General features: G+C 64.2%; 17 protein-coding genes. 7 read left to right on the top strand and 10 right to left on the bottom strand.

The features are described 5' to 3' along the window. Positions 1 to 13: 13 nt before the first annotated feature. From prsK to ACSQ8Y_RS25410, 5 genes are all read right to left on the bottom strand, one after another. Positions 14 to 2095 (bottom strand): XrtA/PEP-CTERM system histidine kinase PrsK, encoded by a 2082-nt coding sequence (gene prsK / locus ACSQ8Y_RS25430; protein WP_436269184.1) that lies wholly within the window; start codon positions 2093 to 2095, stop codon positions 14 to 16. A gap of 13 nt (positions 2096 to 2108) precedes the next feature. Then, complete coding sequence (locus ACSQ8Y_RS25425; protein WP_436269183.1) at positions 2109 to 3512, bottom strand: TIGR03013 family XrtA/PEP-CTERM system glycosyltransferase; 1404 nt, start codon at positions 3510 to 3512, stop codon at positions 2109 to 2111. Positions 3513 to 3609: 97 nt separating this feature from the next. Beyond that, positions 3610 to 4662 carry an SDR family oxidoreductase gene (locus ACSQ8Y_RS25420; protein ID WP_436269182.1) on the bottom strand — a complete coding sequence of 351 codons (1053 nt, stop codon included), beginning with the start codon at positions 4660 to 4662 and terminating at the stop codon, positions 3610 to 3612. Next, a complete protein-coding gene (locus ACSQ8Y_RS25415; RefSeq protein WP_436269181.1) occupies positions 4662 to 5951 on the bottom strand; it encodes a nucleotide sugar dehydrogenase in 1290 nt (429 codons plus the stop codon). The genes ACSQ8Y_RS25420 and ACSQ8Y_RS25415 overlap by 1 nt, the downstream gene beginning before the upstream one ends. A gap of 369 nt (positions 5952 to 6320) precedes the next feature. Then, positions 6321 to 7280 carry a glycosyltransferase family 2 protein gene (locus tag ACSQ8Y_RS25410; protein WP_436269180.1) on the bottom strand — a complete coding sequence of 320 codons (960 nt, stop codon included), beginning with the start codon at positions 7278 to 7280 and terminating at the stop codon, positions 6321 to 6323. Positions 7281 to 7509: 229 nt separating this feature from the next. Between ACSQ8Y_RS25410 and ACSQ8Y_RS25405 the strand changes: the two genes are divergently transcribed. From ACSQ8Y_RS25405 to ACSQ8Y_RS25395, 3 genes are read left to right on the top strand one after another with little or no spacing between them, the layout of a single operon-like run. Next, a complete protein-coding gene (locus tag ACSQ8Y_RS25405; protein ID WP_436269179.1) occupies positions 7510 to 8958 on the top strand; it encodes a lipopolysaccharide biosynthesis protein in 1449 nt (482 codons plus the stop codon). Further along, on the top strand, positions 8955 to 9887 hold the full coding sequence (locus ACSQ8Y_RS25400) for a glycosyltransferase family A protein (RefSeq protein WP_436269178.1): 933 nt from the start codon (positions 8955 to 8957) through the stop codon (positions 9885 to 9887). Before ACSQ8Y_RS25405 ends, ACSQ8Y_RS25400 begins: the two co-directional genes overlap by 4 nt. Beyond that, complete coding sequence (locus tag ACSQ8Y_RS25395; RefSeq protein ID WP_436269177.1) at positions 9884 to 10846, top strand: glycosyltransferase family 2 protein; 963 nt, start codon at positions 9884 to 9886, stop codon at positions 10844 to 10846. The genes ACSQ8Y_RS25400 and ACSQ8Y_RS25395 overlap by 4 nt, the downstream gene beginning before the upstream one ends. A 32-nt stretch (positions 10847 to 10878) precedes the next feature. Here ACSQ8Y_RS25395 and ACSQ8Y_RS25390 read toward each other — a convergent pair whose 3' ends face one another. Beyond that, positions 10879 to 11889, bottom strand: a complete 1011-nt coding sequence (locus ACSQ8Y_RS25390) for a glycosyltransferase family 2 protein (protein WP_436269176.1) — start codon at positions 11887 to 11889, stop codon at positions 10879 to 10881. 270 nt (positions 11890 to 12159) lie between these two features. Between ACSQ8Y_RS25390 and ACSQ8Y_RS25385 the strand changes: the two genes are divergently transcribed. Beyond that, a complete protein-coding gene (locus tag ACSQ8Y_RS25385) occupies positions 12160 to 12807 on the top strand; it encodes a class I SAM-dependent methyltransferase (RefSeq protein WP_436269175.1) in 648 nt (215 codons plus the stop codon). Between the two features lie 51 nt (positions 12808 to 12858). Here ACSQ8Y_RS25385 and ACSQ8Y_RS25380 read toward each other — a convergent pair whose 3' ends face one another. The 3 genes from ACSQ8Y_RS25380 to ACSQ8Y_RS25370 all read right to left on the bottom strand — a co-directional run bounded on the left by ACSQ8Y_RS25380 (position 12859) and on the right by ACSQ8Y_RS25370 (position 17463). After that, on the bottom strand, positions 12859 to 14994 hold the full coding sequence (locus tag ACSQ8Y_RS25380; RefSeq protein WP_436269174.1) for a 3-hydroxyacyl-CoA dehydrogenase NAD-binding domain-containing protein: 2136 nt from the start codon (positions 14992 to 14994) through the stop codon (positions 12859 to 12861). Between the two features lie 9 nt (positions 14995 to 15003). Next, on the bottom strand, positions 15004 to 16209 hold the full coding sequence (locus ACSQ8Y_RS25375) for an acetyl-CoA C-acetyltransferase (protein ID WP_436269173.1): 1206 nt from the start codon (positions 16207 to 16209) through the stop codon (positions 15004 to 15006). Positions 16210 to 16314: 105 nt separating this feature from the next. Next, positions 16315 to 17463: an acyl-CoA dehydrogenase family protein gene (locus tag ACSQ8Y_RS25370; protein WP_436269172.1), complete on the bottom strand. Its 1149-nt coding sequence runs from the start codon at positions 17461 to 17463 to the stop codon at positions 16315 to 16317. Between the two features lie 105 nt (positions 17464 to 17568). Here ACSQ8Y_RS25370 and ACSQ8Y_RS25365 point away from each other — a divergent pair, with 105 nt between their 5' ends. The 3 genes from ACSQ8Y_RS25365 (at position 17569) to guaD (ending at position 20633) form a co-directional block, all read left to right on the top strand. After that, complete coding sequence (locus tag ACSQ8Y_RS25365) at positions 17569 to 18201, top strand: TetR/AcrR family transcriptional regulator (RefSeq protein WP_436269171.1); 633 nt, start codon at positions 17569 to 17571, stop codon at positions 18199 to 18201. 119 nt (positions 18202 to 18320) lie between these two features. Continuing rightward, entirely contained in the window at positions 18321 to 19085 is a 765-nt protein-coding gene (locus ACSQ8Y_RS25360; RefSeq protein WP_436269170.1) for an FkbM family methyltransferase, read from the top strand. Positions 19086 to 19196: 111 nt separating this feature from the next. Beyond that, positions 19197 to 20633, top strand: a complete 1437-nt coding sequence (gene guaD / locus ACSQ8Y_RS25355; RefSeq protein ID WP_436269169.1) for a guanine deaminase — start codon at positions 19197 to 19199, stop codon at positions 20631 to 20633. 39 nt (positions 20634 to 20672) lie between these two features. On the opposite strand, the gene ACSQ8Y_RS25350 is transcribed toward guaD, so the two are convergent. Beyond that, on the bottom strand, positions 20673 to 21704 hold the full coding sequence (locus tag ACSQ8Y_RS25350; protein ID WP_436269168.1) for a HupE/UreJ family protein: 1032 nt from the start codon (positions 21702 to 21704) through the stop codon (positions 20673 to 20675). Between the last annotated feature and the right edge of the window lie 15 nt (positions 21705 to 21719).

Here is a 21719-nt window from a genome sequence, read left to right as displayed (position 1 = left end):
CTTCAGCCCGCCTTCAGGCGGCTCGTTCCACGGACATCGCGTCCTGATTGTATAGCGGCAGCGCGACCCGGAAAGTGGTGCCCTGCTGAGGCCGGCTGCTGACCTCCAGCTCGCCGCCCAGCTCATGGATGTACTCCCTGCTTTCGAACGCGCCTATCCCCATGCCGGCCGGCTTGGTCGACTCGAACGGCTTGTACAGCCGGTCGCGGATGAACTCCTCCGACATGCCCTGCCCGCTATCGCTGATCTCCACCAGCACCCCGGCGGCGCCGCGCCGCAGCCTGATCGTGACCGTGCCGTCCAGCGGCGTGGCCTCGATCGCGTTCTGGATCAAGTGGCCCAGCACGCGCTCGAGCCGCTCCCAGTCGGCCAGCACCTTCAGCCCGGCCTCCTCGACCAGCAATTGCGGACGCGGTTCGAACGCTGCCTTCAAGGATACGGCCTGTTTCAACAGTTGGTCAATCAACAATGGTGCCGGACGCGCCGGCGCGTCGTTGCGGCTCAGTTTTTGCAGCATCAGCTTCATCTTTTGCACCGAGTGGGTCACGGTGTCGAGCATGTCCTGCTGGAATTCGGGGTTGTTGCGGTGCTTGTGCGCGTTCGGGATCAGCAACGACAGCTGGGCCACCAGGTTCTTCAGGTCATGCACCACGAAGGTCGACATGCGGTTGAAGGACTCGAACTGGCGCGCCAGCATCAGCGCGGTGGCGGCGTCCTGCTGCGCCAGGTAGCTGGCGGCCTGGCTGCCGGCGATCTTGAGCAGGTCGATCACTTCCCAGTTCAGCTGGATCGCGCTGCGCGGCAGCTGCAGCAGCATGAAACCGGACAGGCGGCCCTGCAATATCAGCGGCACCACCAGCCAGCCGCGCGGGAAGCCGCGCACCCAGGCCGGGATCGCGATGTCATCGTACAGGGCGGGGCTGCGCGCGTACTCGTCCAGGTCGACCACCCATTGCTTGCTCTCGAGGAACTGGCAGAAGGCCGAATCGGCCGGCTCGGTGTCGTTTACCAGCGGCATATGCCACTGCGCCACCGGCTCGCACAGGCCCGAGTCGCGCCGCAGCCACAGCGCGCCGCCCGGGCTCTCGACCAGCCCGGCCACAGCCTGTATGGTGCGTTCGCCCAGGTTGGGGCCGTCGGCCGACAGCATGCGCGTGAAGCGCAGCCATTCTTCACGGTAATCGTAGTTGTAGCTATAGAAATGCTTGCTGATGAAAACCTTCAGCCAGGCGCGGAAGGTGCCCGAAAACAGCACCCCGGCCAGCAATACGCTGGCGCCGAACAGGAAGGCCACCTGCATCACCGAGCCCCAGCTGCCGCCGAAGAAGCGGAGGTAGTAGCCGGCCGAACTCATCACCAGCAGGTAGGCGGCCGAGCCGGCCAGCGCGGCCGAATGGAACAGCACCCGGCGCGAGACCGACAGTTCGGCGGTCCAGGACTTGCTGCGCGCGACCGCCAGCGCGATCAACGGCACCGTCAGCGCCTGCACGAAACCGCGCGCGCCCCAGATGTCGGCGTTGACCTGGCGGAACAGCATGCTGTCGCTGTACAGGTAGAAATCGTAGGCATACATGCCGCCGATGCCGATGCACGCGTATTTCAGCGCCCAGCGCTCCTGCGGCGACTTGTTGCGGTACAGCTGCTCGACCAGGATCATGCCCAGCACGGCCGCGCCGGCGCGCAGCATGGCCAGCGGCAGCAGGCCGCCCAGGCTGGCCACCAGCTGCGGCGCCCAGTTCGCCAACGCCTCGGCCGCCAGCAGCAGCGCATAGAAGCCGGCCACCAGGCGCAGCAGGCGGTTCTCGCGCAGCAGCTGCCAGCCGGCACCGCGCTGGAAAGTACCAAGCAGGGTGAGCAAAAATACCGACCAGCCGGCGTTGCGGCCGATGTCGAGCGCGTCGTTCCATTGTGTAGGGCTGCCGCCGTGCGCGGTTTCCCAGGCGTTCAGGGCGGCCCAGGCGGCCGTCAGCAGGGCCGCAGCCGCCAGCACGGGCGCGTGCGCGCGGCGCCGCCACACGCTCAGCTGGAGCGCGCACAGCAGGGCGAAGGCCAGCGCCGCCGCGCCGTAGCTGAAGACTGCGGCGCTGCTCAGCATGGCGGACTCCGCATCAGCGGCCGCTGCCGAACAACACCACCTTGAGGGTGTCGATCAGCACCAGGATGTCGAGGAAGAGGCTGTTGTTTTTCACGTAGTACAGGTCGTACTGCAGTTTCTGCACCGCGTCCTCGACCGACGCGCCGTAGCCGTAGCGCACCTGGGCCCAGCCGGTGATGCCCGGCTTGATGCTGTGGCGCACGTTGTAGTACGGGATGTCGGCGCTGAGCTGGTCGACAAAATACGGCCGTTCCGGGCGCGGGCCGACAAAGCTCATCTCGCCCTTGAACACATTCCACAACTGCGGCAGTTCGTCGACCCGCAGCTTGCGGATGATGCCGCCCACGTAGGTGACGCGCGGGTCGTTCTGCGCCGCCCACTGCGGCTTGCCGCCCTTTTCGGCGTCGCTGCCCATGCTGCGGAATTTGAGCACCTTGAAGCAGCGCCCGCCCTTGCCGACGCGTTCCTGGCTGTAGATCAGCGCGCCGCCGTCCTCGAGCTTAATGCAGATGGCGGTAAACAGCATCACCGGCAGCGCTAGCGCCAGGATGATGATGGAGACCACGATGTCGAAGGCGCGCTTCATGAAGGTGCGCATGAAGCTCTGGTCGAAGCCGCCGCCGAAGACCAGCCAGCTCGGCTGCAAGGATTCGACCCGGATCTGGCAGGTTTCGCGCTCGAAGAAGGTGGCCGCGTCGGTCACCTTGACGCCGAAAAGCTTGCATTCGAGCAATTCGCGGATCGGGAAGGTGCCGCCGCGCCGGTTCTGCACCGACACCACGATTTCGCGCACATTGTATTTCGCCGCCAGCGCCACCAGCGACATGCCCGGCTCCATGGCCAGCAGCGCGTTGGCGGCCACGCGCGACTCCTCGTCCGGCATGGCGACATAGCCGGCCACGTCGTACTTGTGGTAGCTGTTCGAATGCAGCGCCAGGTCGCCGCACTCCTTGGCCAGCGCGCCGTTGCCGAGGAAGATGATGCGCGACTCGAGGAAGCGGAACTTGGAACTGGTGAAGAAGATGGCGCGCGCCATCAGGATGCCGCCCGCCGAGATGGCGAATACCAGCAGCAGGATGCCGCGTCCGAAATACAGGTCGGGCGCGACGTAGAACACCAGCGTCAGGATGCCGAAGCCCATCGCGAACGAGGGCACCAGTTGCAGGAAGAAGGGGTTGCGCAAGCCTTCGCTGAAATTGAGCTGGTACATGCCCAGCGCGCTCATGGAAAAGACGATGGCGGCCGTGAAGACGCAGGCCGACATCAGGAAATGGTCGAGCCGTGGCAGCATGAAGTCGTCGCCGTCGAAGAAGCGAATGGCCGAGCCGGCGTAGAACGCCCCGATCAGTATCAGGATCTCGACGAAAAGCAGGCTGAACGCCACTTTCGACACGTAGTGGTTGGCAATCTTTAACATATTGTTTTCCTTCCCCAGTGCGTACTACCCGCGGCGACGGATGACGGGATGGGCCGTACGCAGGCCCGCCCGTTCTATGTACTTGTTGTACTTGTCTTCAGGCCGTCAAACTGCCGACGTACCAGTCCATCGCCACGGCCAAACCTTGCTCGATGCTGTGGGTCGGCGCGAACCCCAGCAGGTGCGCCGCCTTGCCAATGTCCGCCAGCGAATGGCGCACATCGCCGGCCCGGAAGCCGGCATATTGCGGCCGGTGCTGGTCCAGGTGCGGGAAACGTTCCCGCAACAGGGCCACCATCATGCCGTACAGCTGATTCAGGCTGGTGCGCTGGCTGACCGCCACGTTGTACACCTGGTTGACCGCTTCCGGCGCGGACGCCGTGGCAGCCAGCAAGTTGGCCTGGATCACATTGTCGATGAAGCAGAAATCGCGGCTGGTTTCGCCGTCGCCGTTGATGAACAGCGGCTCGTTGCGGATCAGCGCGGCCACCCACTGCGGGATCACGGCGGCGTAGGCGCCGTCCGGGTCCTGGCGCGGGCCGAACACGTTGAAATAGCGCAGGCCGACCGTCTCGCTGCCGTAGCAGCGCGCGAACACGCCGGCGTACAGTTCGTTGACGTATTTGGTCACCGCGTACGGCGACAGCGGGTTGCCGATCTGGTCTTCCACCTTGGGCAGGCCAGGGTGGTCGCCATAAGTCGAGCTGGAGGCGGCGTACACGAAGCGCTTGACGCCGGCGTCGCGCGCGGCGGACAGCATGTTCAGGAAGCCGGTGATGTTGACGTCGTTGGTGGTTTGCGGGTCCTCGATCGAACGGGAAACCGAACCCAGCGCAGCCTGGTGCAGCACGTAGTCGACGCCGGCGCAGGCCTGCGCGCAGTCGGCCGGCGCGCGGATGTCGCCGCGGATGAACTGGAATTGCTCCCACTGCGCCGGCGCGACGGCGGCGCGCACCTGGTCCAGGTTGTGCTGGTAGCCCGTGGCGAAGTTGTCCAGGCCGGTTACGCGCTGGCCCAGCTTGAGCAGCGCCTCGACCAGGTTGGAGCCGATGAAGCCGGCCGCGCCGGTCACCAGCCAGTGGCGAGACTGGCCGCGCAACTCGCGCTGCAGCTCAGCAAAAGCCGACGTCGCCGGGGCGGACGCGCCCATCACAGCCTCCAGACAGCGTGGCCGGCCGCGCGCAGCGGCGCCAGCTCGAATGCCGACTTGACGTCGATGAAGCAACCCAGCGGGGTCAGCTTGGCGCACAGCTCGCCGCTCGGCAGCGCCAGCAGTTCCTTGTGCGGCACGGCTGCGACGATGGCGTCGGCGCGCGGCAAGTCTTCCCAGCGCTCCAGTTCGACACCGTACTCATGCATGGCTTCGTCCGCCTCGGCGACCGGGTCGTGCACGTGCACCTCGACGCCGTAGGTCTTCAGCTCGGCGATGATGTCGGCCACCTTGGAGTTGCGCAGGTCTGGGCAGTTTTCCTTGAAGGTCAGGCCCATCACGATGACGCGCGAACCCTTGACGTGGCAGCCGGCGGCGATCATGGTCTTGACGGTTTTCTCGGCCACGAACTTGGCCATGCCGTCGTTGATGCGGCGCCCGGCCAGGATCACCTGCGGATGGTAGCCGACCATGTCGGCCTTGTGGGTCAGGTAGTAGGGGTCGACGCCGATGCAATGGCCGCCCACCAGGCCCGGGCGGAAGGGCAGGAAATTCCACTTGGTGCCGGCCGCCTGCAGCACTTCCAGCGTGTCGATGCCGATGCGGTCGAAGATTACGGCCAGCTCGTTCATCAGCGCAATGTTCAGGTCGCGCTGGGTGTTCTCGATCACTTTGGCGGCCTCGGCCACCTTGACGCTGGAGGCGCGGTAGACGCCGGCGGTGATGATGGATTCGTACAGCTTGGCCACTTCGTCGAGCGTGGCGGCGTCGTCGCCGGACACCACTTTCAGGATGGTGGTCAGGGTATGCAGTTTGTCGCCCGGGTTGATGCGCTCGGGCGAGTAGCCGACGTGGAAGTCCTGCAGCCACTTCAGGCCGGACTCGCGCTCCAGGATGGGAATGCACACTTCCTCGGTGGCGCCCGGGTAGACGGTCGATTCGAACACCACGATGCAGCCTTTTTTCATGTGGCGGCCGACCGTGGTGCTGGCGCCGACCAGCGGCGTGAAATCGGGATTGTGGGCGTTGTCGACCGGGGTAGGCACGGCCACCACGATGTAGTCGGCGCCGGCCAGCACGGCGGGGTCGCTGCTGACGGTGAGCTGCGTGGCAGCCCGCAGGTCGTCGCTGGACAGTTCCCCGGTCGGATCGATGAATTCGCGGTAGCTGGCAATCTTGCGCTCGGACAGGTCAAACCCGATGGTGGCCCGCTGTTTGCCGAACTCGACCGCCAAGGGCAGCCCCACGTAACCCAATCCGACTACCGCGACTACCTTGGCATTTTCCATTTCGATTTCCTGCGAGACAATTTTATCAACTATGTTAATTTCTTGAGGTAATGCATCGGACTGCCCCAACTGGCCATTTTAGCGGTTGCGGCTGCAGCCGGTGTGACGGGGGCGTGAATTGTTGGGGCCGCACCACACAGTTTCAGCTCAGCATTCCACGTCAAATCCAGAATCCCATCCATACTCGGTGAGGCCGCAAAAAAATGCAAGCTTTATAACAAAATGAGCTGAAAAGCAATTACACATAGTGCTCAAAGCTACAACATTCATTATCGCTTTTTTATCGTTGCTGCGCTTGATTAAGCAGGCTCGCCCATGCAAATAGTGCTCATCCACGATGATGGGACCGCCAACAGCCCTGATAGCGTGCTAGCCGCGCCGCAGCGCACTTGCCAGCAACTCCTTCCAGGCGGGCACCGCCAGCGGTCGGCGGCGCAGCCAGCGCCAGGCACTGCGCGCGGCACTGCCGTGGCGCCCCCGGCCACGATAAAAATAGCAGTGCTCCTGCATCACCACGTCGTACCGGGCCAGCAGCAAGGAGCGGTGCACCAGCCAGCCTGGGCTGCGCATCAGCAGATCCAACATCCGGTCCTCGTGCAGGAGGCGCGGCGCATCGCCATGGGTCAGGCTGGCGGCATGGATGCGGTAATAGGCGATCTCGGCCGGCAGCAACCACAAGTCATTGTCCAGCGCGCACTGAAACCACAAGTGATAATCCTCCGAACGCGGCAAGTCTTCATTGAAGCACCCTTTGCTGGTCAATAAATCCTTGCGGATCATGACCGTCATGATGCCTACCATGCAACTGTCGGCGAACTCTGCCACGGGCCGGGAAAGGCACCGGGCGGCCGGCGGCGCCGCTGGCACGGCAGCGGTCGCCATTAGAGTCTGAACGTCATCGTAGCCGGAACTCCCCGCCTGGTTCGCGCGCGGCCGCAGCAACTGGAAACGCGCGCCCACCCAGCGTGCCGCAGGCTGCTGAGAGATAATCTGCCAACGTAGCGCCAACGCATTGGGAAACCAGACATCGTCCGAATCGAGGAAACCGATCCAATCGCCGCGCGCGCCATCGATGCCGGTGTTGCGTGCACCGGCAGCTCCCTTGCTGCGGGTATTGCCCAGTACCCTGACCCTGGGGTCGGCATCAATCTCGGCCAGGATGGCTAAAGTAACGGAGTCGGTGCTGTGATCGTCCACCACGATGAGCTCAAAATCGGGCAAATCGAAGCCCGGAAGCGCTTGCTGCGCCAGTACCGAGTAAACAGCCTCGCTGAGAAAGTGTCCGGTATTAAAGACCGGCATGATGACGGAGAGCACGGGTTTTTGCATAATGTCCTTTCGGCTGCGCGAAGGCTATGCTAACGTCCGCTTTGCCTCTTGTCGACTTGCTTAGTGGCACTTGACGGGTTTTCCCAGTTCTAGGACAATCGGCCGGCATGGCGATGTTGACAACTCACGTTTCCAGGCGCAATACACGCCAGCCTTACGGCGACCATCAGCGGCCCCTGTCCTGGCCGCCTTCGAGTTCTCTTCCTTTTCGCCTACGCATCGCATACACATGACGCAAATCAATCAACGCATGGCAGTCGGAATCGTTTGGATGATTGCGGCGCGGATGCTGGACCGTGTCATCGGCATAGTGAGCACCTTGTTTCTCGCGCGTCTGCTGGTACCCGGCGATTTTGGACTGGTCGCCATGGCCACCGCGATTGGCGGCATGCTCGATCTGCTCGGTTCATTCAGCTTCGATATGGCCCTGATCCAGAAGCAGCAGGCCGAACGGCGCCACTACGATACAGTCTGGACCTTCAACGTCATTTTCGGTCTGTTTTGCACGGTCGGCATGATCGCGCTCGCGGCGCCGGCGGCGGTCTACTATAGCGAGCCACGCTTGGCCAACGTCATGTACGCGCTGTCCCTGATGTATTTTGTCAGCGCGTTTGGCAACATCGGCGTAGTTAATTTCCGCAGGGAACTTCAATTCAAGCAGGAATTTACCTTCATCCTGGTGCGCCGCCTGGTTACCTTCACGGCGACCATAGGCACCGCCTTCGCCACGCATTCCTACTGGGCGCTGATCCTGGGCATGTGCCTGGGGCGTCTGGTCGGCTCCGCGCTAAGCTATACAATGAACAGCTATCGGCCGTGGTTCTCGCTGGCGGCAACTGCCGAGCTGCTCCAGTTTTCGAAGTGGATGCTGGTGAACAACCTGCTCGGCTTCCTGCGCCACGATGGCTGTGCCTTTGTCATCGGGCGGATGTTCGGTGCCGGCGGGCTGGGCGTGTACGCGGTCTCCTACGAAATTTCCAACCTGCCGTCGACCGAGCTGGTAGCGCCCATCAACCGGGTCGCGATGCCCGGTTTTTCCCGCATGGCCGAGCCGCAACTCATCGCCGATGCCTATTTGCGCCTGCTCGGCATGATCACGCTGATGATATTGCCGGTCGGCATAGGCATCGCTGCCGTGGCCACGCCGCTGGTGCAGACGCTGCTGGGCGGCAAATGGCTGGAGGCGATCCCGCTAATCGCCATCCTGGCCATCAATGGCGCCATCTCCGCCACCCAAACTAACAACGCCTCGGTCTGGCTGGCCTTGGGCAGACCGCACGAGGTAACCAAAGTACAGGCATGCTACTTGGCAGTGCTGTTTCCTTCGCTATACTTCTTCCTGTTGAAGTTCGGTATGGTCGGCGCGGGCTATGCCTATCTGGCGGCGCAACTGCTGGACGTCGTGCTGGAAATGCGCACCACCAAGCGTCTGTTGCCATTCGCCTGGGCCGATGTGTTGCGCGTGATCTGGCGACCTGCGATAGGCGCGGCGGGCATGTATCTACTGGTGGGATTGGTGGACCAGCAACTACGCCTAAGCCCGCCAGCGCTGCGCCTGGCACTCGACACCGCCGCCGGGGCACTGGGGTATTGCGGCATCGTGCTGGCGCTGTGGTGGCTCAGCGCGCGCCCGAGCGGTGCGGAAAGTTTCTGCCTGAAGCGCATTCGGGTTCTATGAAATCACAGAAATCAACCTATATGGTCTCCGAAACCTCCGACGTCACGGTCATCGTCCCCAGCACGGCCCAGTTATCGCGACAGGCAGAGATCGGGCGCTGTATTCGCTCGATCCGGACATCGTCAGCGTTGCCGGTACAAATCATCGTTGTCGTCAACGGGACGCGCTTCGACCAAGGCATCTGCGATTGGCTAAAAGCCCAGCCGGACGTGCAATTCGTGTACGCCGAACTCGGCTCGGCCCCGAACGCCGTGCTGGAAGGGCGCCGGCTGGTGCGGACCCCTTACTTTTCCTTCCTGGACGACGACGACGAATACCTGCCGGGCGCCACCGATTTGAAGCGCGCCGAACTATTGTCACACCCCGGAGCCGACTTGGTCGTCACCAACGCATTCCGCCGCTGCGGCATGGAAGAGAGAGTGCTATACAGCCACTTGCGCGAGGTGGCGCAGCAACCGTTGCTGGGCCTGTTCGATGGAAATTGGCTACACAATGGCAACGCGCTGTTCCGCACGTCCGCCGTGGACACCGAATACTTCACGAATTACAAACCCTATGCCGAATGGACCTGGCTGGCGTTCAAGCTGGCCATGGCAGGCAAAACGGTGCACACCCTGGAACAGCCTACCTTCCGGGTCCACGTCACGCCCGGGTCGCTGTCGCAGTCGGACGCGTATTTCGCTCACTACCTGCAACTGTACGACAGCATGCTGGCCGCACACCCGCCAGCAGCGGTCCAGCACATCATCCGGCGCCGCATCAGCGCGGCGCTGCACGACTACTCGGAGCGCGCATTGGAACGCGCACAGGGCATGGACGCGCTGCGCTACCACCTGCGCAGCCTGCTGCAGCCGGGCGGCTTGCGTTACCTGGGTTATACGCGCCATGTCTTATGGCACCTGCTACGTAACAAGGAGAAAATCGCATGAGCCATTGCGACGTCTCGGTCATTATTCCTGCCTATAACGCCGCCGCCTTTATCGTCGATGCACTCGACAGCCTGGCGCGCCAAACGTGCGCGCCACGCGAAGTGCTGCTTATCGACGACGGCTCGTCCGACCAAACCTACCAGTTGGCAGAGCATTGGTCGCACACGGCCAGCCCGGCGTTCGAACTGCGCTTGTTCAGGCAAGAGAATAGCGGCGCCTCAGCCAGCAGAAACTTCGGCATCACCCAGGCGGCCGGAAGCTGGGTCGCCTGCTGCGATGCCGACGATATCTGGACGCCTGACCACTTGGCCGCACTGGTGGCCGCCGCCGCGCTGGAGCAGGACGCGGTGGCGGCCTATGGTGCCGGACGGCTGCTGCTGGAGGGCGGCCGCGAAGGCGGACTGTACGACGAGTTTTGGGACAACCCCTCGAAGGCTCTCGGCCAGGCGATTGCCGGTTCGGCCTGCCTGAAATTGACGACCGGCCGCTTCGCGCGCCTAGTCAAGGGCAATTTCATCAAGCCGTCCAGTCTCATGTTCTCGCGCGCCGCCGCCATGCGGTCCGGCTTGTTCGACGTCAGCCTGCGCAGCGCCGAAGACCGCGAATTCCTGATCCGCCTGCTGTTTCAGGGCAGCTTCGTCTACCATCCCTCGCCCATCACTTGGTATCGCTGGCACGACAACAACTTGAGCAACGAAAAACATGCGTACGCTAATGCGAGAAACAGCTTGTTGGTGCTGCACAAAGTACTGACCAATACCAGCCTCGGGTTGGATGCCGAACAGCGCGCCGCCTGCCTGCTGGAAGCGCGCCGCCTCAGCAAGGAGTATCTCTACCAATGCGCGTTGCGCGGAATGCGCGGCTACGCCAACGGCCTCGCCACGCTAAGACGTCTATTCGGCTCCCACTCGGCGCTACGCGCCATCAACCCCAAGCACTTGGTACGCAGTCTGATTTAGCGCCGCGGCGGATTCTGCGCGCCCTTCGCCCCTCAGGTAGACGCCAGCGGCTTGAGCGCGCGCCTCTGCAATATAACCATCAATTTGCGCCACACCCACACCCAGCCGGGCACCGGTCGCGCCAACGCCGGCGCGCCGTGGCTACGCCGCAGGAAATCGTACAAACCCAACAGGCTGGCATCGCCATGTGCATGATGGCCCGCCAAATACAGCTTGTTGGCTTCGTAGAACCCTTGGTCCAGCAAACGCAGCCACAATAAGCGTCGGTGCGCTGGCGGCGTGTGTTCCCACCAGAACATCAGGTAATTGCGCTGCATGAGGTAAAAGTAGTAGGACCCGCGCTCTGTATCCGAACGCGGCATGGCATGTTGCACCGCCGCGCCGAACGCAACCCTGCTAGACCAGCCGGCCACCGCCAGGCGAGCGCCAATATCGTCATCTTCAAAATACGCGAACAATTTTTCGTTCAGCAGACCGACATCGCGCAACGCCGCAGTACGCAACAGCAAGGCCGTGCCAGGAACCCAGCGGTTTAACGGCATGGTGTCCTGCTGTACGACGTTCTCGGCCAGCGCCGGCCAGACACTGCGGCGGCTCGACCAGTCGTGGTAGCCGCCGCTGAAATACAGCTCGCCATCCTGGTTCAGCATGGTCGGCGACACCGCGCCGCAACGCGGATGGGCCGTCATCTCGGCCAGCATCAGACTCAAGGTATGGGTCTGCACCGCCGTCGCATCGCTATTGAACAACCAGACGAATTCGACGCCCGCCGCCATCGCCTTGCGCAAGGCGACATTATGTCCACCGGCAAACCCCAGGTTGCGCGGGTGGCGAAGCAATGTGCAGCCATCCGGCAAGCCACCCTGTAGCAAGGAAAAATCGGCATCAGCCGAGCCATTGTCGATTACCAGGCACTCTACCGTGGTATCGGCAGGCGTCTGCAGCTTCAATAAACCTTCGACGCATCTCAGTGTGGCTGCCGCCGTGTTCCAGTTAAGCACACTGATCAAAACCCGTACGTTCTCTTTCGTGCTTTTTGTCACCGCGCCTCTCCTTCTACGTGCCCTCTTCCGCGAGGCCAAGCAGCCATCTTATCATGCAGTTTTATCATGCTGACGGCGAGCAGCCACGATCGTGGCCAGCCTGCGCGGCATGCGGTGCAGACAGTTCTTGTTAATCCAGTTGACGCAGACTGTGCGAATTGGACGCAACAGTCGCTTCGAAAGATGTCTCTTTTACCACACACATCAGTAGGCCATGCTACACTTTTCACACCGAAATACGCCCTGCAGTCTTTGCCGAACGGAGATGCGATGTCATCAGTTGTTGCCTCGTCACCCTATTCTGATTCGCCACGGCCGGAAATGTTGGCCTTCGTGCCGGGCGATGCCCGCCGTGTTCTGGATGTCGGCTGCCACACTGGCGCATTCGGCCGAGCCGTCAAAAACAAGTGCGGGGCAGAGGTATGGGGCATTGAACCGGATCCGCAGACCGCCGAAGTGGCCGCAACTGCGCTGGACCGGGTGATCAACGATTTTTTTTCTCCTGCGCTGCCGTTGCCGGATCACTATTTCGATGTGATCGTGTTCAACGACGTGCTGGAACACATGACAGACCCGTGGGCTGCCCTGAAATTAGCCGCCAGCAAACTAAAGCCTACCGGCTGTGTCATCGTCTCGATACCGAATCTGCGCCACATCGACAATCTGGTCCATATCATGCGGGAGCGCGATTTCAACTACGAACCGGCCGGCATACGCGACCGGACGCATTTGCGCTTTTTTACGCGCAAGAGCGCACTACGCCTGTTCGACAATAGCGGCCTCTCCATCGTGACCCTCAGCGGGGTCAACGAAGAGTGCTACCCGTCGTGGCCGCGGCGCATCGCCTATTTCCTGTTCAAACGCTACCTGGACGACACCAGGCATATCCAGTTTGCCATTGTGGCCAAGCCACAGTAGACCGGCAGCGGAGCAAGGCCGGCGCATTTGCCGCGCCCGGCCAGCGCGGCCCTAATCGTAAAAGCGCGCGCCCGCCGCCGCCATGCTACGCAGCAGTGCCGGCGCCGCGAAGCGCGCGCCGTGGTTGGCGGCCAAGCGTTCGCACAGCACCACATACGCGGCGGCGCCCTTGCCGTCCACCTCGCTCAGCGGCCCGCCCCTGAAGGCAGGGAAGCCCCAGCCCAGGATGGCGCCGACGTCGGCGTCGCGCGCCGTGGTCAGCACGCCCTCCTCCATGCAGCGCACGGTTTCCACCGCCTGCACCGCGATCAGGCGCTCGACCAGCTGCGCCACGTCGGGCTGCGCGGCGGCGCGCGGATACTGCTCGGCCAGCCCCGGCCACAAGCGCTTCTTGCCGCCCTCCGGATAGTCGTAATAGCCCTGCCCGGCTTTCTTGCCGATGCGGCCCAGTTCGACCATGCGCGCCGCCACCTGGTGGCCGGGACGGGCCTGGTAAGCCTCGCCCAGGTCGATGCGGGTCTGGCAGTCGATCTTGCAGATCAGTTCGCTCGACACCTCGTCGGTCAGCGCCAGCGGGCCGACCGGCATGCCGGCCTGCAGGCCGGCGTTTTCGATCAGCGCCGGTGCCACGCCCTCGGCCAGCATGGCCAGGCCTTCCAGCACATAGGTGGAGAACACGCGGCTGGTGTAGAAGCCGCGCGCGTCGTTGACGACGATGGGCGTCATGCCGAGCGCCTTCACCAGGTCCAGCGAGCGCGCCAGGGTGGCCTCGCTGGTCTGTTTGCCGACGATGACTTCGACCAAGGGCATCTTGTCCACCGGCGAGAAGAAGTGCAGGCCAATGAACTGCTGCGGGCGCGCACTCGCCTCGGCCAAGCCGGTGATCGGCAAGGTGGAGGTGTTGGACGCGAAGATGGCGTCCGGCCCCAGCACCGCCTCGGCCTGCGCGGTGACCGACGCCTTCAGCGCGCGGTCCTCGAACACGGCTTCTATGACGATCTCGCTGCCCGCCAACTGCGCATAGTCGGTGGTGGCGTTGATGCGCGCCAGCAGGGCTTGCGCCTGTCCCGCAGCGATCTGGCCGCGCGCGGTCTGCTTGTCCAGCAGCGCCTGCGCGTAGGCCTTGCCCTTGTCGGCGTCCGCCTGGGTGCGGTCGACCAGCACCACCTGCAGCCCGGCTTTGGCCGCCACGTAGGCGATGCCCGCGCCCATCATGCCGGCGCCCAGCACACCGATCTTGCCGTAGCCCTGCTGCGGCACGCCGGCCGGGCGCGCGGCCAGTTTATTCGCCTCGCCCATGCTGAAGAACAGGGTGCGTATCATGTTTTTCGCTTCCGGCGACAGCACGGTCTGCACGAAATAGCGCGCCTCGGTGGCCAGGCCGGTGTCGAGGTCGGTGATCAAGCCTTCGTAGACGCAGGACAGGATATTCTTCGGCGCCGGATAGTTGCCCCAAGTCCTGGCGTGCACCATGGCGTTGGCCGCCATGATGGTCTGCTGCACCGCCGGCGCGGCAACCGCGCCGCCCGGCACCTTGTAGCCTTTCATGTCCCATGGCTGCTGGGCGCGCTCGGACGGCGCGGCCAGCATGGCATCGTTCAACCAGGCGCGCGCGGCATCCACCTCGGCGCCCGGCGCCACCACCGCGTGCAGGATGCCGGCCTTGAGCGCGTCGGCTGCTTTCAGGCGCTTGCCCTCAAGCAGCAGCGGCAGCGCCTTCTGGATGCCGATCAGGCGCGGCAAGCGCTGTGTGCCGCCGCCTCCCGGCAGCAGGCCCAGGCTCACCTCCGGCAGGCCGAAGCGCGCCTTGGGATTGTCCGCCGCCACGCGGTAGTGGCCGGCCAGCGCCACTTCCAGGCCGCCGCCCAGGGCCGAGCCCGGCAGCGCCATGGCAACCGGCTTGCCGCAGGTCTCCAGCTTGCGCAGCGCGCGGTGCAAAGTCATCACGCGGGCGAACAGCACGCCCGCGTCGCTGCTGTCGAGCAGCCATTCGAGGTCGCCGCCGGCGATGAAGTCCGGCTTGGCCGACGTCATCAGGACGGCCTTGACGGCGGGATCGGCCGCCACCTGGTCAATGGCGCCGCACAAGGCTTGGCAGCTTTCGCCGTTCAATACGTTCTGGCTGCGGCCAGCCATGTCCCAGCTCAGCGTGGCGATGCCGCCCGCGTCGATATGCAGATTGATCATGGCTGTTCCTTAAATGCGTTCAATGATGGTGGCCGTGCCCATGCCGGCGCCCACGCACAGCGTGGCCAGGCCCGTGGCGACGCCGCGCCGTTCCATTTCGTCCAGCAGCGTGCCCAGTATCATGGCGCCGGTCGCGCCCAGCGGATGGCCCATGGCGATGGCGCCGCCGTTCACGTTGATCTTGTCGTGCGGCACGGCCAGCACTTCCATGAAGCGCAGCACCACGGCGGCGAAGGCCTCGTTCAGTTCCCACAGGTCGATGTCGGCCGCCGTCATGCCGGCGCGCTTGAGCGCCTTCTCGGCTGCGTAGCTGGGGCCGGTGAGCATGATGGATGGCTCGGAACCGATGGAGGCGAAGGAACGGATGCGCGCGCGCGGTTTCAGTCCGGCGCGCGCTCCCGCCTCGCGATTGCCGATCAGCACGGCCGCCGCGCCGTCCACGATGCCGGAACTGTTGCCGGCGTGGTGGATGTGCTGCATCAGCTCGATTTCGGGGTAGCGCTTGCGGATCACCGCGTCGAAGCCGAACTGCTCGCCCATGTCGGCGAAGGCAGGCTTGAGCGCCCCCAGCGAGGCGGCCGTGGTGTCGGGCTTGATGAACTCGTCGCGCGCCAGCATCACCAGGCCGTTGCGGTCCACCACCGGCACTACGCTGTGGTCGAACCAGCCCTGCTGCCGGGCATGGTGGGCGCGGCGCTGGCTTGCGGCCGCGTAGGCGTCGGCGTCGGCGCGGCTGTAGCCGTGGAGGGTGGCGATGGCGTCGGCCGAGATCCCTTGCGGCACGAAGTGGGTCTTGAAGGCCACTTGCGGATCGACCGGCCACGCCCAGCCGCCGGCGCCCATGGGTACGCGCGACATGGCTTCCACGCCGCCGCCGATGGCCAGGTCGGACTGGCCGGCCATCACTTGCGCGGCCGCCATATTGCAAGCTTCCAGGCCGGAAGCGCAGAAGCGGTTGATTTGCACGCCCGCCACGCTCTCGGCGTAGTCGGCCGCCAGCACGGCGATGCGGCCGATGCAGGCGCCCTGCTCGCCGACCGGCTCGACACAGCCCAGCACCACGTCGTCCACCAGCGCGGTGTCGAGCGCGTTGCGCACGGCGATGGCGCGCAGCGCTGTTTCAGCCAGGCGGATCGGCGTCACACCGTGCAGCGAACCGTCCTTCTTGCCCTTGCCGCGCGGGGTGCGGACGGCGTCGTAGATGAATGCTTCCATTGTTGGCTCCAAGTGTCGCCCTGCTCAGTCGGGGCGGTCGTTGCGGACCATGCTTTATCGGTGGGCATGCGCCCTATGGATTCCCGCATTCGCGGGAATGACAGCTCACAGGCTGCGGCTGATGAGTTCTTTCATGATCTCGCTGGTGCCGCCGTAGACGCGCTGCACGCGGGCGTCGGCCCAGGCGCGCGTGATCGGGTATTCCCACATATAACCGTAACCGCCGTGCAGCTGCACGCAGCGGTCCAGCACCTTGAACTGCATCTCGGTGGCGGCCAGCTTGGCCATCGAGGCGGTGGCCGTGTCCAGCTTGCCCTCCAGCAGCAACTCCATGCAGCGGTCCACGAACACGCGCATGACGGTGATTTCGGTCTTGATCTCGGCCAGCGTGTGCGCCACGGTCTGGAACTCCGTCAGCGCGCGCTTGAATGCCTTGCGTTCGCGGGTGTATTCCAGCGTCCAGGCCAAGCCTGCCTCGGCCGACGACACCGCGATCAGCGCCACCTGCATGCGCTCCCACGGCAGCTCCTGCATCAGGTAGGCGAAGCCGCGCCCCTCTTCGCCCAGCAGGTTGGCGGCCGGCACGCGCACATTGTCGAAGAACAGCTCGGAGGTGTCCTGCGCCTTCATGCCGGCCTTCTTCAGGCGCTTGCCCTTGGAGAAGCCGGCCATGGCGGTGTCGACCACGAACAGGCTGATGCCCTTGCTGCCGGCGGCCGGATCGGTCTTGGCCACGACAATCACCAGGTCCGCGTGCCAGCCGTTGGTGATGAAGGTCTTGGAACCGTTCAGGATGTAGTGTTCGCCGTCCGCGTCCACGCCCTTGAGCGCATTGGTCTGCACGCCCTGCAGGTCGGAACCGGTGCCGGGCTCCGTCATGGCGATGGCGCCCACCATCTTGCCGGTGGCCAGCCTGGGCAGGTAGTGCGACTTCAGGTAATCGCTGCCGTAGTGCAGGATGTAGGGCGCGACGATCTCCGAATGCAGGCCGAAGCCGAGGCCGGTCGCGTTGATGCGGGCCTGCTCCTCCATCAGCACCACGCTGTACAGGCGGTCGGCGCCGGCACCGCCGTACTGCTCCGGCATGCTGGCGCACAGGAAGCCGGCCGCGCCGGCCTTGAGCCAGACTTCGCGGTCCACATAGCCTTGCTCCTCCCAGCGTTCGTGGTGCGGCAGGACTTCGGTTTCCATGAAGCGGCGCGCGGACTCGCGCAGCATGTCGTGCTCTTCGGTGAACAGGGTGCGGGGGATCATGCGTGTCTCCAATGTTTTCGGTCATGCGACCTATATTTTTTAGGTATGTTGACCTATTTTATGAATTAGCGCAATATCGGGTTTTCGAAATGTGCGGCCCCCGTCATGAACACGCAACGCTCCACCGTCCTGCGCAGCAAGGAATCGAACACCACCGCCAAGGGCCATGAACGGGCAGGCGCTATCCTGGCCGTGGCGCGCGAGCTTCTCGGCACCGAAGGCTACGGCGCGCTGTCGATGCGCAGTGTGGCCTTGCGCTCGGGCGTCAGCCTGTCCAACGTGCAGCATTACTATCCAAGCCGGGAAGTCTTGCTGGAAGCGCTGCTGAACCAGGCCTTCGACGGCTACCAGGCCGGCATCGACCAGCGCCTGGCCCAGCGCGGCGACAGTTCGGGCATGGCGGTGTTCCAGTCCATCATTGACTTCTTCCTGGACGACTTGCGCGACCAGATTTCCAGCGGCCTGTTCTTCGAGATCGCGGCGCTGGCCAACCGCCACGCCTATGCCGCGCAGATGTTCGACAACATGCTCACGCGCGCGCGCCGCACCTTGCGCAACCTGATGCGCGACATCGCGCCCGAGATGCCGCTGCGCCAGTGCGAAATACGCGGCGCGCTGATCGTCTCCCAAATGATAGGGCTGATGATATTCCTGTCCGACACCCGGCCCAAGCATGAAGAGCTGGCCGAGCTGCAACAGGAAGCCAGCGCCGCCATCATGCGCGTCGCCTTCAGCTGACCGGGTTTCGCCGGATCCTTTGCGCTACATCAATCCCTCCGCGCATGGGGATGACAACGCCGCGGCAAGCACTGATACGCTGCAGAGTAGCCATTCCCTTTTGCGAACGGAGGGTAGACATGCGCAATCTGAAGGTATTCATCAAGAAGGCCCTGCCCCGGCAGTTGCTGGTCCATTTGCAAGCTTGGGACCACTACCACCGCGGCGAACCGGAGATCCGGCTGCTTTCCCAGCTGTCCTCTGCCGGGCGTGACGCCATCGACGCCGGCGCCAACATCGGCACCTACACTTATTTCCTGAGGAAACATGCCAGGCGCGTGTATGCTTTCGAGCCGAATCCCAATCTGGCGACCAGGCTGAGCCGGCAATTCCCCAAGGTGGTGGTGCGCAACCTGGCGCTGTCGGACAAGCTGGGCGAAGTCGTACTCAAGATGCCGATCGACGCGCAAGGCAATGAGCTGCACGAACTGTCCAGCATCGTGCAGAACTTCCAGTGTTCGACCAGGGATTTTCCGATCAAATCGGTCACCATCGATTCCCAGCGCTTCGACAACATCGGCTTCCTGAAAGTCGACGTGGAACAGCATGAGCGCGAAGTGCTGCGCGGCGCGATGGAAACGATCAGGCGCTGCCGCCCGACCATCCTGACCGAAGTGTCGCCGCTGAAATACGACGACGCGCTGCCCGAAGTCTTCAGCTTCCTTACCCGGCATGCCTACGTCGGCTGGTTCAGGTTCGCCGGGACATGGCTACCGCTGGCCGGGTTCAAGCGGGAGATCCATTCCAACCGGGCGCACTTCGGCGACAAGGAAAAATTTGTCGGCGGAAATATCATCTTCTTCCCGGCCGAACACGCCTTATCGCAGTCCGGCCCGCAGGCTTAGCAGCCGGGAAAAATAGCCACATATCCCGATCGCTATAGTACCCACGAGGCGCTCCATTAAATTCGATTTCGGCAAGCCCTTTGCCGCAATAATTTCTATATGGAGACTTCAATGAAACTAGTAACCGCAGTATGCGCAGCCGCAGTAGCGCTGGCCTTCCCTGCATACGCCCAGAGTCAGAATCAATATCAAAGCACCGCCTACCGTGGCTCGGTGCTGCATTTCGTGGCCGATCCCGCCACCAGCGCCCAGCCCTACGAATACTATGAAGACGGCGTGCTGCTGGTGGGCACGGACGGCAAGGTCAAAGCCGTCGGGCCCGCAGCCCAGGTGCTGGCCGCCAACCAGCAGGTGAACGTGGTCGACTATTCCGGCAAGCTGATCATGCCCGGCTTCATCGACAGCCACGTGCATTATCCGCAGACCGAAATGATCGCCTCCTTCGGCCAGCAGCTGCTGCAGTGGCTGGAGACCTACACCTTCCCCACCGAGAAGCAGTTCGCCGACAAGACCTATGCCAAAAGCGTGGCCAAGGTATTCCTGAACGAGCTGGCGCGCAACGGCACCACCACCGCGCTGGTGTTCGGCACCGTCCATCCGCAGTCGGTGGATGCGCTGTTCGAGGAGGCGCAGGTCCGCAATATGCGGCTGATCGCCGGCAAGGTGATGATGGACCGCAATGCGCCCGACTACCTGCTCGACACGGCCGCCAGCTCCTACGCCGACAGCAAGGCGCTGATCCAGCGCTGGCACAACAAGGGCCGCGCGCTGTACGCGGTGACGCCGCGCTTCGCGCCCACCTCCACCCCGGCGCAACTGGCCGAAGCGGCGCGTTTGCTGCAGGAATTCCCGGACGTCTACATGCACACCCATTTATCCGAGAACAAGGGCGAGATCGCCTGGGTGCAGGACTTGTTCCCGGAATCGACCGGCTACCTCGACGTGTACAACCGCGCCGGCCTGTCGCGCAAGCGCTCGGTGTACGCGCACGGTGTGCACCTGCGCGATGACGAGTTCGCCTCGCTGGCGCAGACCCAGTCGGCGGTGGCGTTCTGCCCTACCTCCAACCTTTTCCTGGGCAGCGGCCTGTTCGACCTGCAGAAAGCCGAAGCCTACGGCGTGCGCGTCGGCCTCGGCACCGACGTCGGCGCCGGCACCAGCTTCTCGGCGCTGCAGACCATGAACGAGGCCTACAAGGTGACCCAGCTGCACAAGGCGTTCACCGACACGCCGGACGAACGCCGTCCGCTGACTTCGCTCAAAGCCTATTACCTGGCGACCCTGGGTGCGGCCCGGGCGCTGGACCTGGACAGCAAGATCGGCAGCTTCAAGGTCGGCAATGAGGCCGACTTCATTGTCGTGAATCCGAACGCCACCGACCTGATGCGCGTGCGCATGCAGCGCGCCACCACCATCGAAGACAAGCTGTTCGCGCTGCAGATGCTGGGCGACGACCGCGCCGTCGAGAAGACCTATCTGATGGGCAAGCGCATCTATGTGACGACGGGCAGCCAGTCCGGCTACGAGTACAACCAGCAGTACAACTAGGCGGACCGGCAAGGCGGCATCCGCCTGGCGCGCAGCTGTTCAGGCGACGCTGCGCGCCACCAGCCACCATGCCCCGGCCAGCGCCGCAGCGGCCGACGCGGCGCGCGGCAGCTGCCGCTCCCACCGGGGCGACAGCAGTTTGCGCGCCAGCGCCAGCAGCGCCAGCGCGGCGGCGACGAAGGCCAGCTGGCCCAGCTCGACGCCGGTGTTGAAGCCCAGCAGGCTGAGCAAACGGTTGCCGTCCGCCAGGCCCATCTCGACCAGCGCGCCGGAAATGCCCAGGCCGTGCAGCAGGCCGCAGGCGAACACCAGCGCCGGGCGGTAGCGCGCGGCGGCTTGGCCGCGTGCCAGGTTGTCCAGCGCCAGCAGCACGATGCTGGCGGCGATCAGCGGCTCGACCAGGCGCGGCGGCGCGCTGGCGTAGCCCAGCGCCGACAGCGCCAGCGTAATGCTGTGCGCCACCGTGAAACTGGTGATCACAGCCAGCCAGTAGCGCCAGCCGGCGCCGGCCACCAGCACCGTCAGCAGGAATAACAGGTGGTCCGGTCCTTGCAGGATATGCTCGGCCCCGGCCAGCGCAAAGTCGCGGAACACCGGCCAGGGGCCGGCGAAATACTGGTGGGTATTGTTGCGCCGGGTCAGCAGCGCGGTCTCGCTGCGCTGACCGTCCAGCACGCGCAGCGCCAGCTGGCCGCGCGCGGTGGCGTCGGCATGAAAAATGTTGAGCCGCACCGACGGAGCCAGCACCGGCGCCTGCCACTGGTAGCTGCGCATGAGCACCACTTCGCTCTCGCCGGCGCCCTCGCCGGGATGGGCCAGCAGCATGTCCTCGAACACCACCTGGCCCGGCACGCCCTCGCTGCGCAGCTCCACCAGCACCGACAGCTGGGTGCTGATCATGGCGCGGTGCGCGTCGATTTCGGCCTTGCTGATCAGGCCGTCGCGGTTGTCGTCGTAGCCGTACAGCGCGGCCACCGGCAGCGAGATCACGGCATAGGCCATATTCCCCGCCAGCCGGACCGCGCCCTGCCCCGGCGCCGCCATGTGCGCCCTGGCCGGCCAGGGGGCCATCAGCAGACTGGCCAA

The organism is Pseudoduganella sp. LjRoot289, from assembly GCF_964252925.1.
Classification (GTDB): Bacteria; Pseudomonadota; Gammaproteobacteria; order Burkholderiales; family Burkholderiaceae_D; genus Rugamonas.
This window is presented reverse-complemented; position numbering and strand designations above follow the sequence as displayed.

Excerpts from the sequence above, each read along its gene's own strand:
- ACSQ8Y_RS25405 (WP_436269179.1), top strand. The coding sequence starts at position 7,510 with ATGACGCAAATCAATCAACGCATGGCAGTCGGAATCGTTTGGATGATT.
- ACSQ8Y_RS25385 (WP_436269175.1), top strand. The coding sequence starts at position 12,160 with ATGTCATCAGTTGTTGCCTCGTCACCCTATTCTGATTCGCCACGGCCG.
- ACSQ8Y_RS25365 (WP_436269171.1), top strand. The coding sequence starts at position 17,569 with ATGAACACGCAACGCTCCACCGTCCTGCGCAGCAAGGAATCGAACACC.
- ACSQ8Y_RS25360 (WP_436269170.1), top strand. The coding sequence starts at position 18,321 with ATGCGCAATCTGAAGGTATTCATCAAGAAGGCCCTGCCCCGGCAGTTG.
- ACSQ8Y_RS25370 (WP_436269172.1), bottom strand. The coding sequence starts at position 17,463 with ATGATCCCCCGCACCCTGTTCACCGAAGAGCACGACATGCTGCGCGAG.
- ACSQ8Y_RS25400 (WP_436269178.1), top strand. The coding sequence starts at position 8,955 with ATGAAATCACAGAAATCAACCTATATGGTCTCCGAAACCTCCGACGTC.
- ACSQ8Y_RS25350 (WP_436269168.1), bottom strand. The coding sequence starts at position 21,704 with ATGGCCCCCTGGCCGGCCAGGGCGCACATGGCGGCGCCGGGGCAGGGC.
- ACSQ8Y_RS25395 (WP_436269177.1), top strand. The coding sequence starts at position 9,884 with ATGAGCCATTGCGACGTCTCGGTCATTATTCCTGCCTATAACGCCGCC.
- ACSQ8Y_RS25380 (WP_436269174.1), bottom strand. The coding sequence starts at position 14,994 with ATGATCAATCTGCATATCGACGCGGGCGGCATCGCCACGCTGAGCTGG.
- ACSQ8Y_RS25375 (WP_436269173.1), bottom strand. The coding sequence starts at position 16,209 with ATGGAAGCATTCATCTACGACGCCGTCCGCACCCCGCGCGGCAAGGGC.
- guaD (WP_436269169.1), top strand. The coding sequence starts at position 19,197 with ATGAAACTAGTAACCGCAGTATGCGCAGCCGCAGTAGCGCTGGCCTTC.
- prsK (WP_436269184.1), bottom strand. The coding sequence starts at position 2,095 with ATGCTGAGCAGCGCCGCAGTCTTCAGCTACGGCGCGGCGGCGCTGGCC.
- ACSQ8Y_RS25410 (WP_436269180.1), bottom strand. The coding sequence starts at position 7,280 with ATGCAAAAACCCGTGCTCTCCGTCATCATGCCGGTCTTTAATACCGGA.
- ACSQ8Y_RS25415 (WP_436269181.1), bottom strand. The coding sequence starts at position 5,951 with ATGGAAAATGCCAAGGTAGTCGCGGTAGTCGGATTGGGTTACGTGGGG.
- ACSQ8Y_RS25420 (WP_436269182.1), bottom strand. The coding sequence starts at position 4,662 with ATGGGCGCGTCCGCCCCGGCGACGTCGGCTTTTGCTGAGCTGCAGCGC.
- ACSQ8Y_RS25425 (WP_436269183.1), bottom strand. The coding sequence starts at position 3,512 with ATGTTAAAGATTGCCAACCACTACGTGTCGAAAGTGGCGTTCAGCCTG.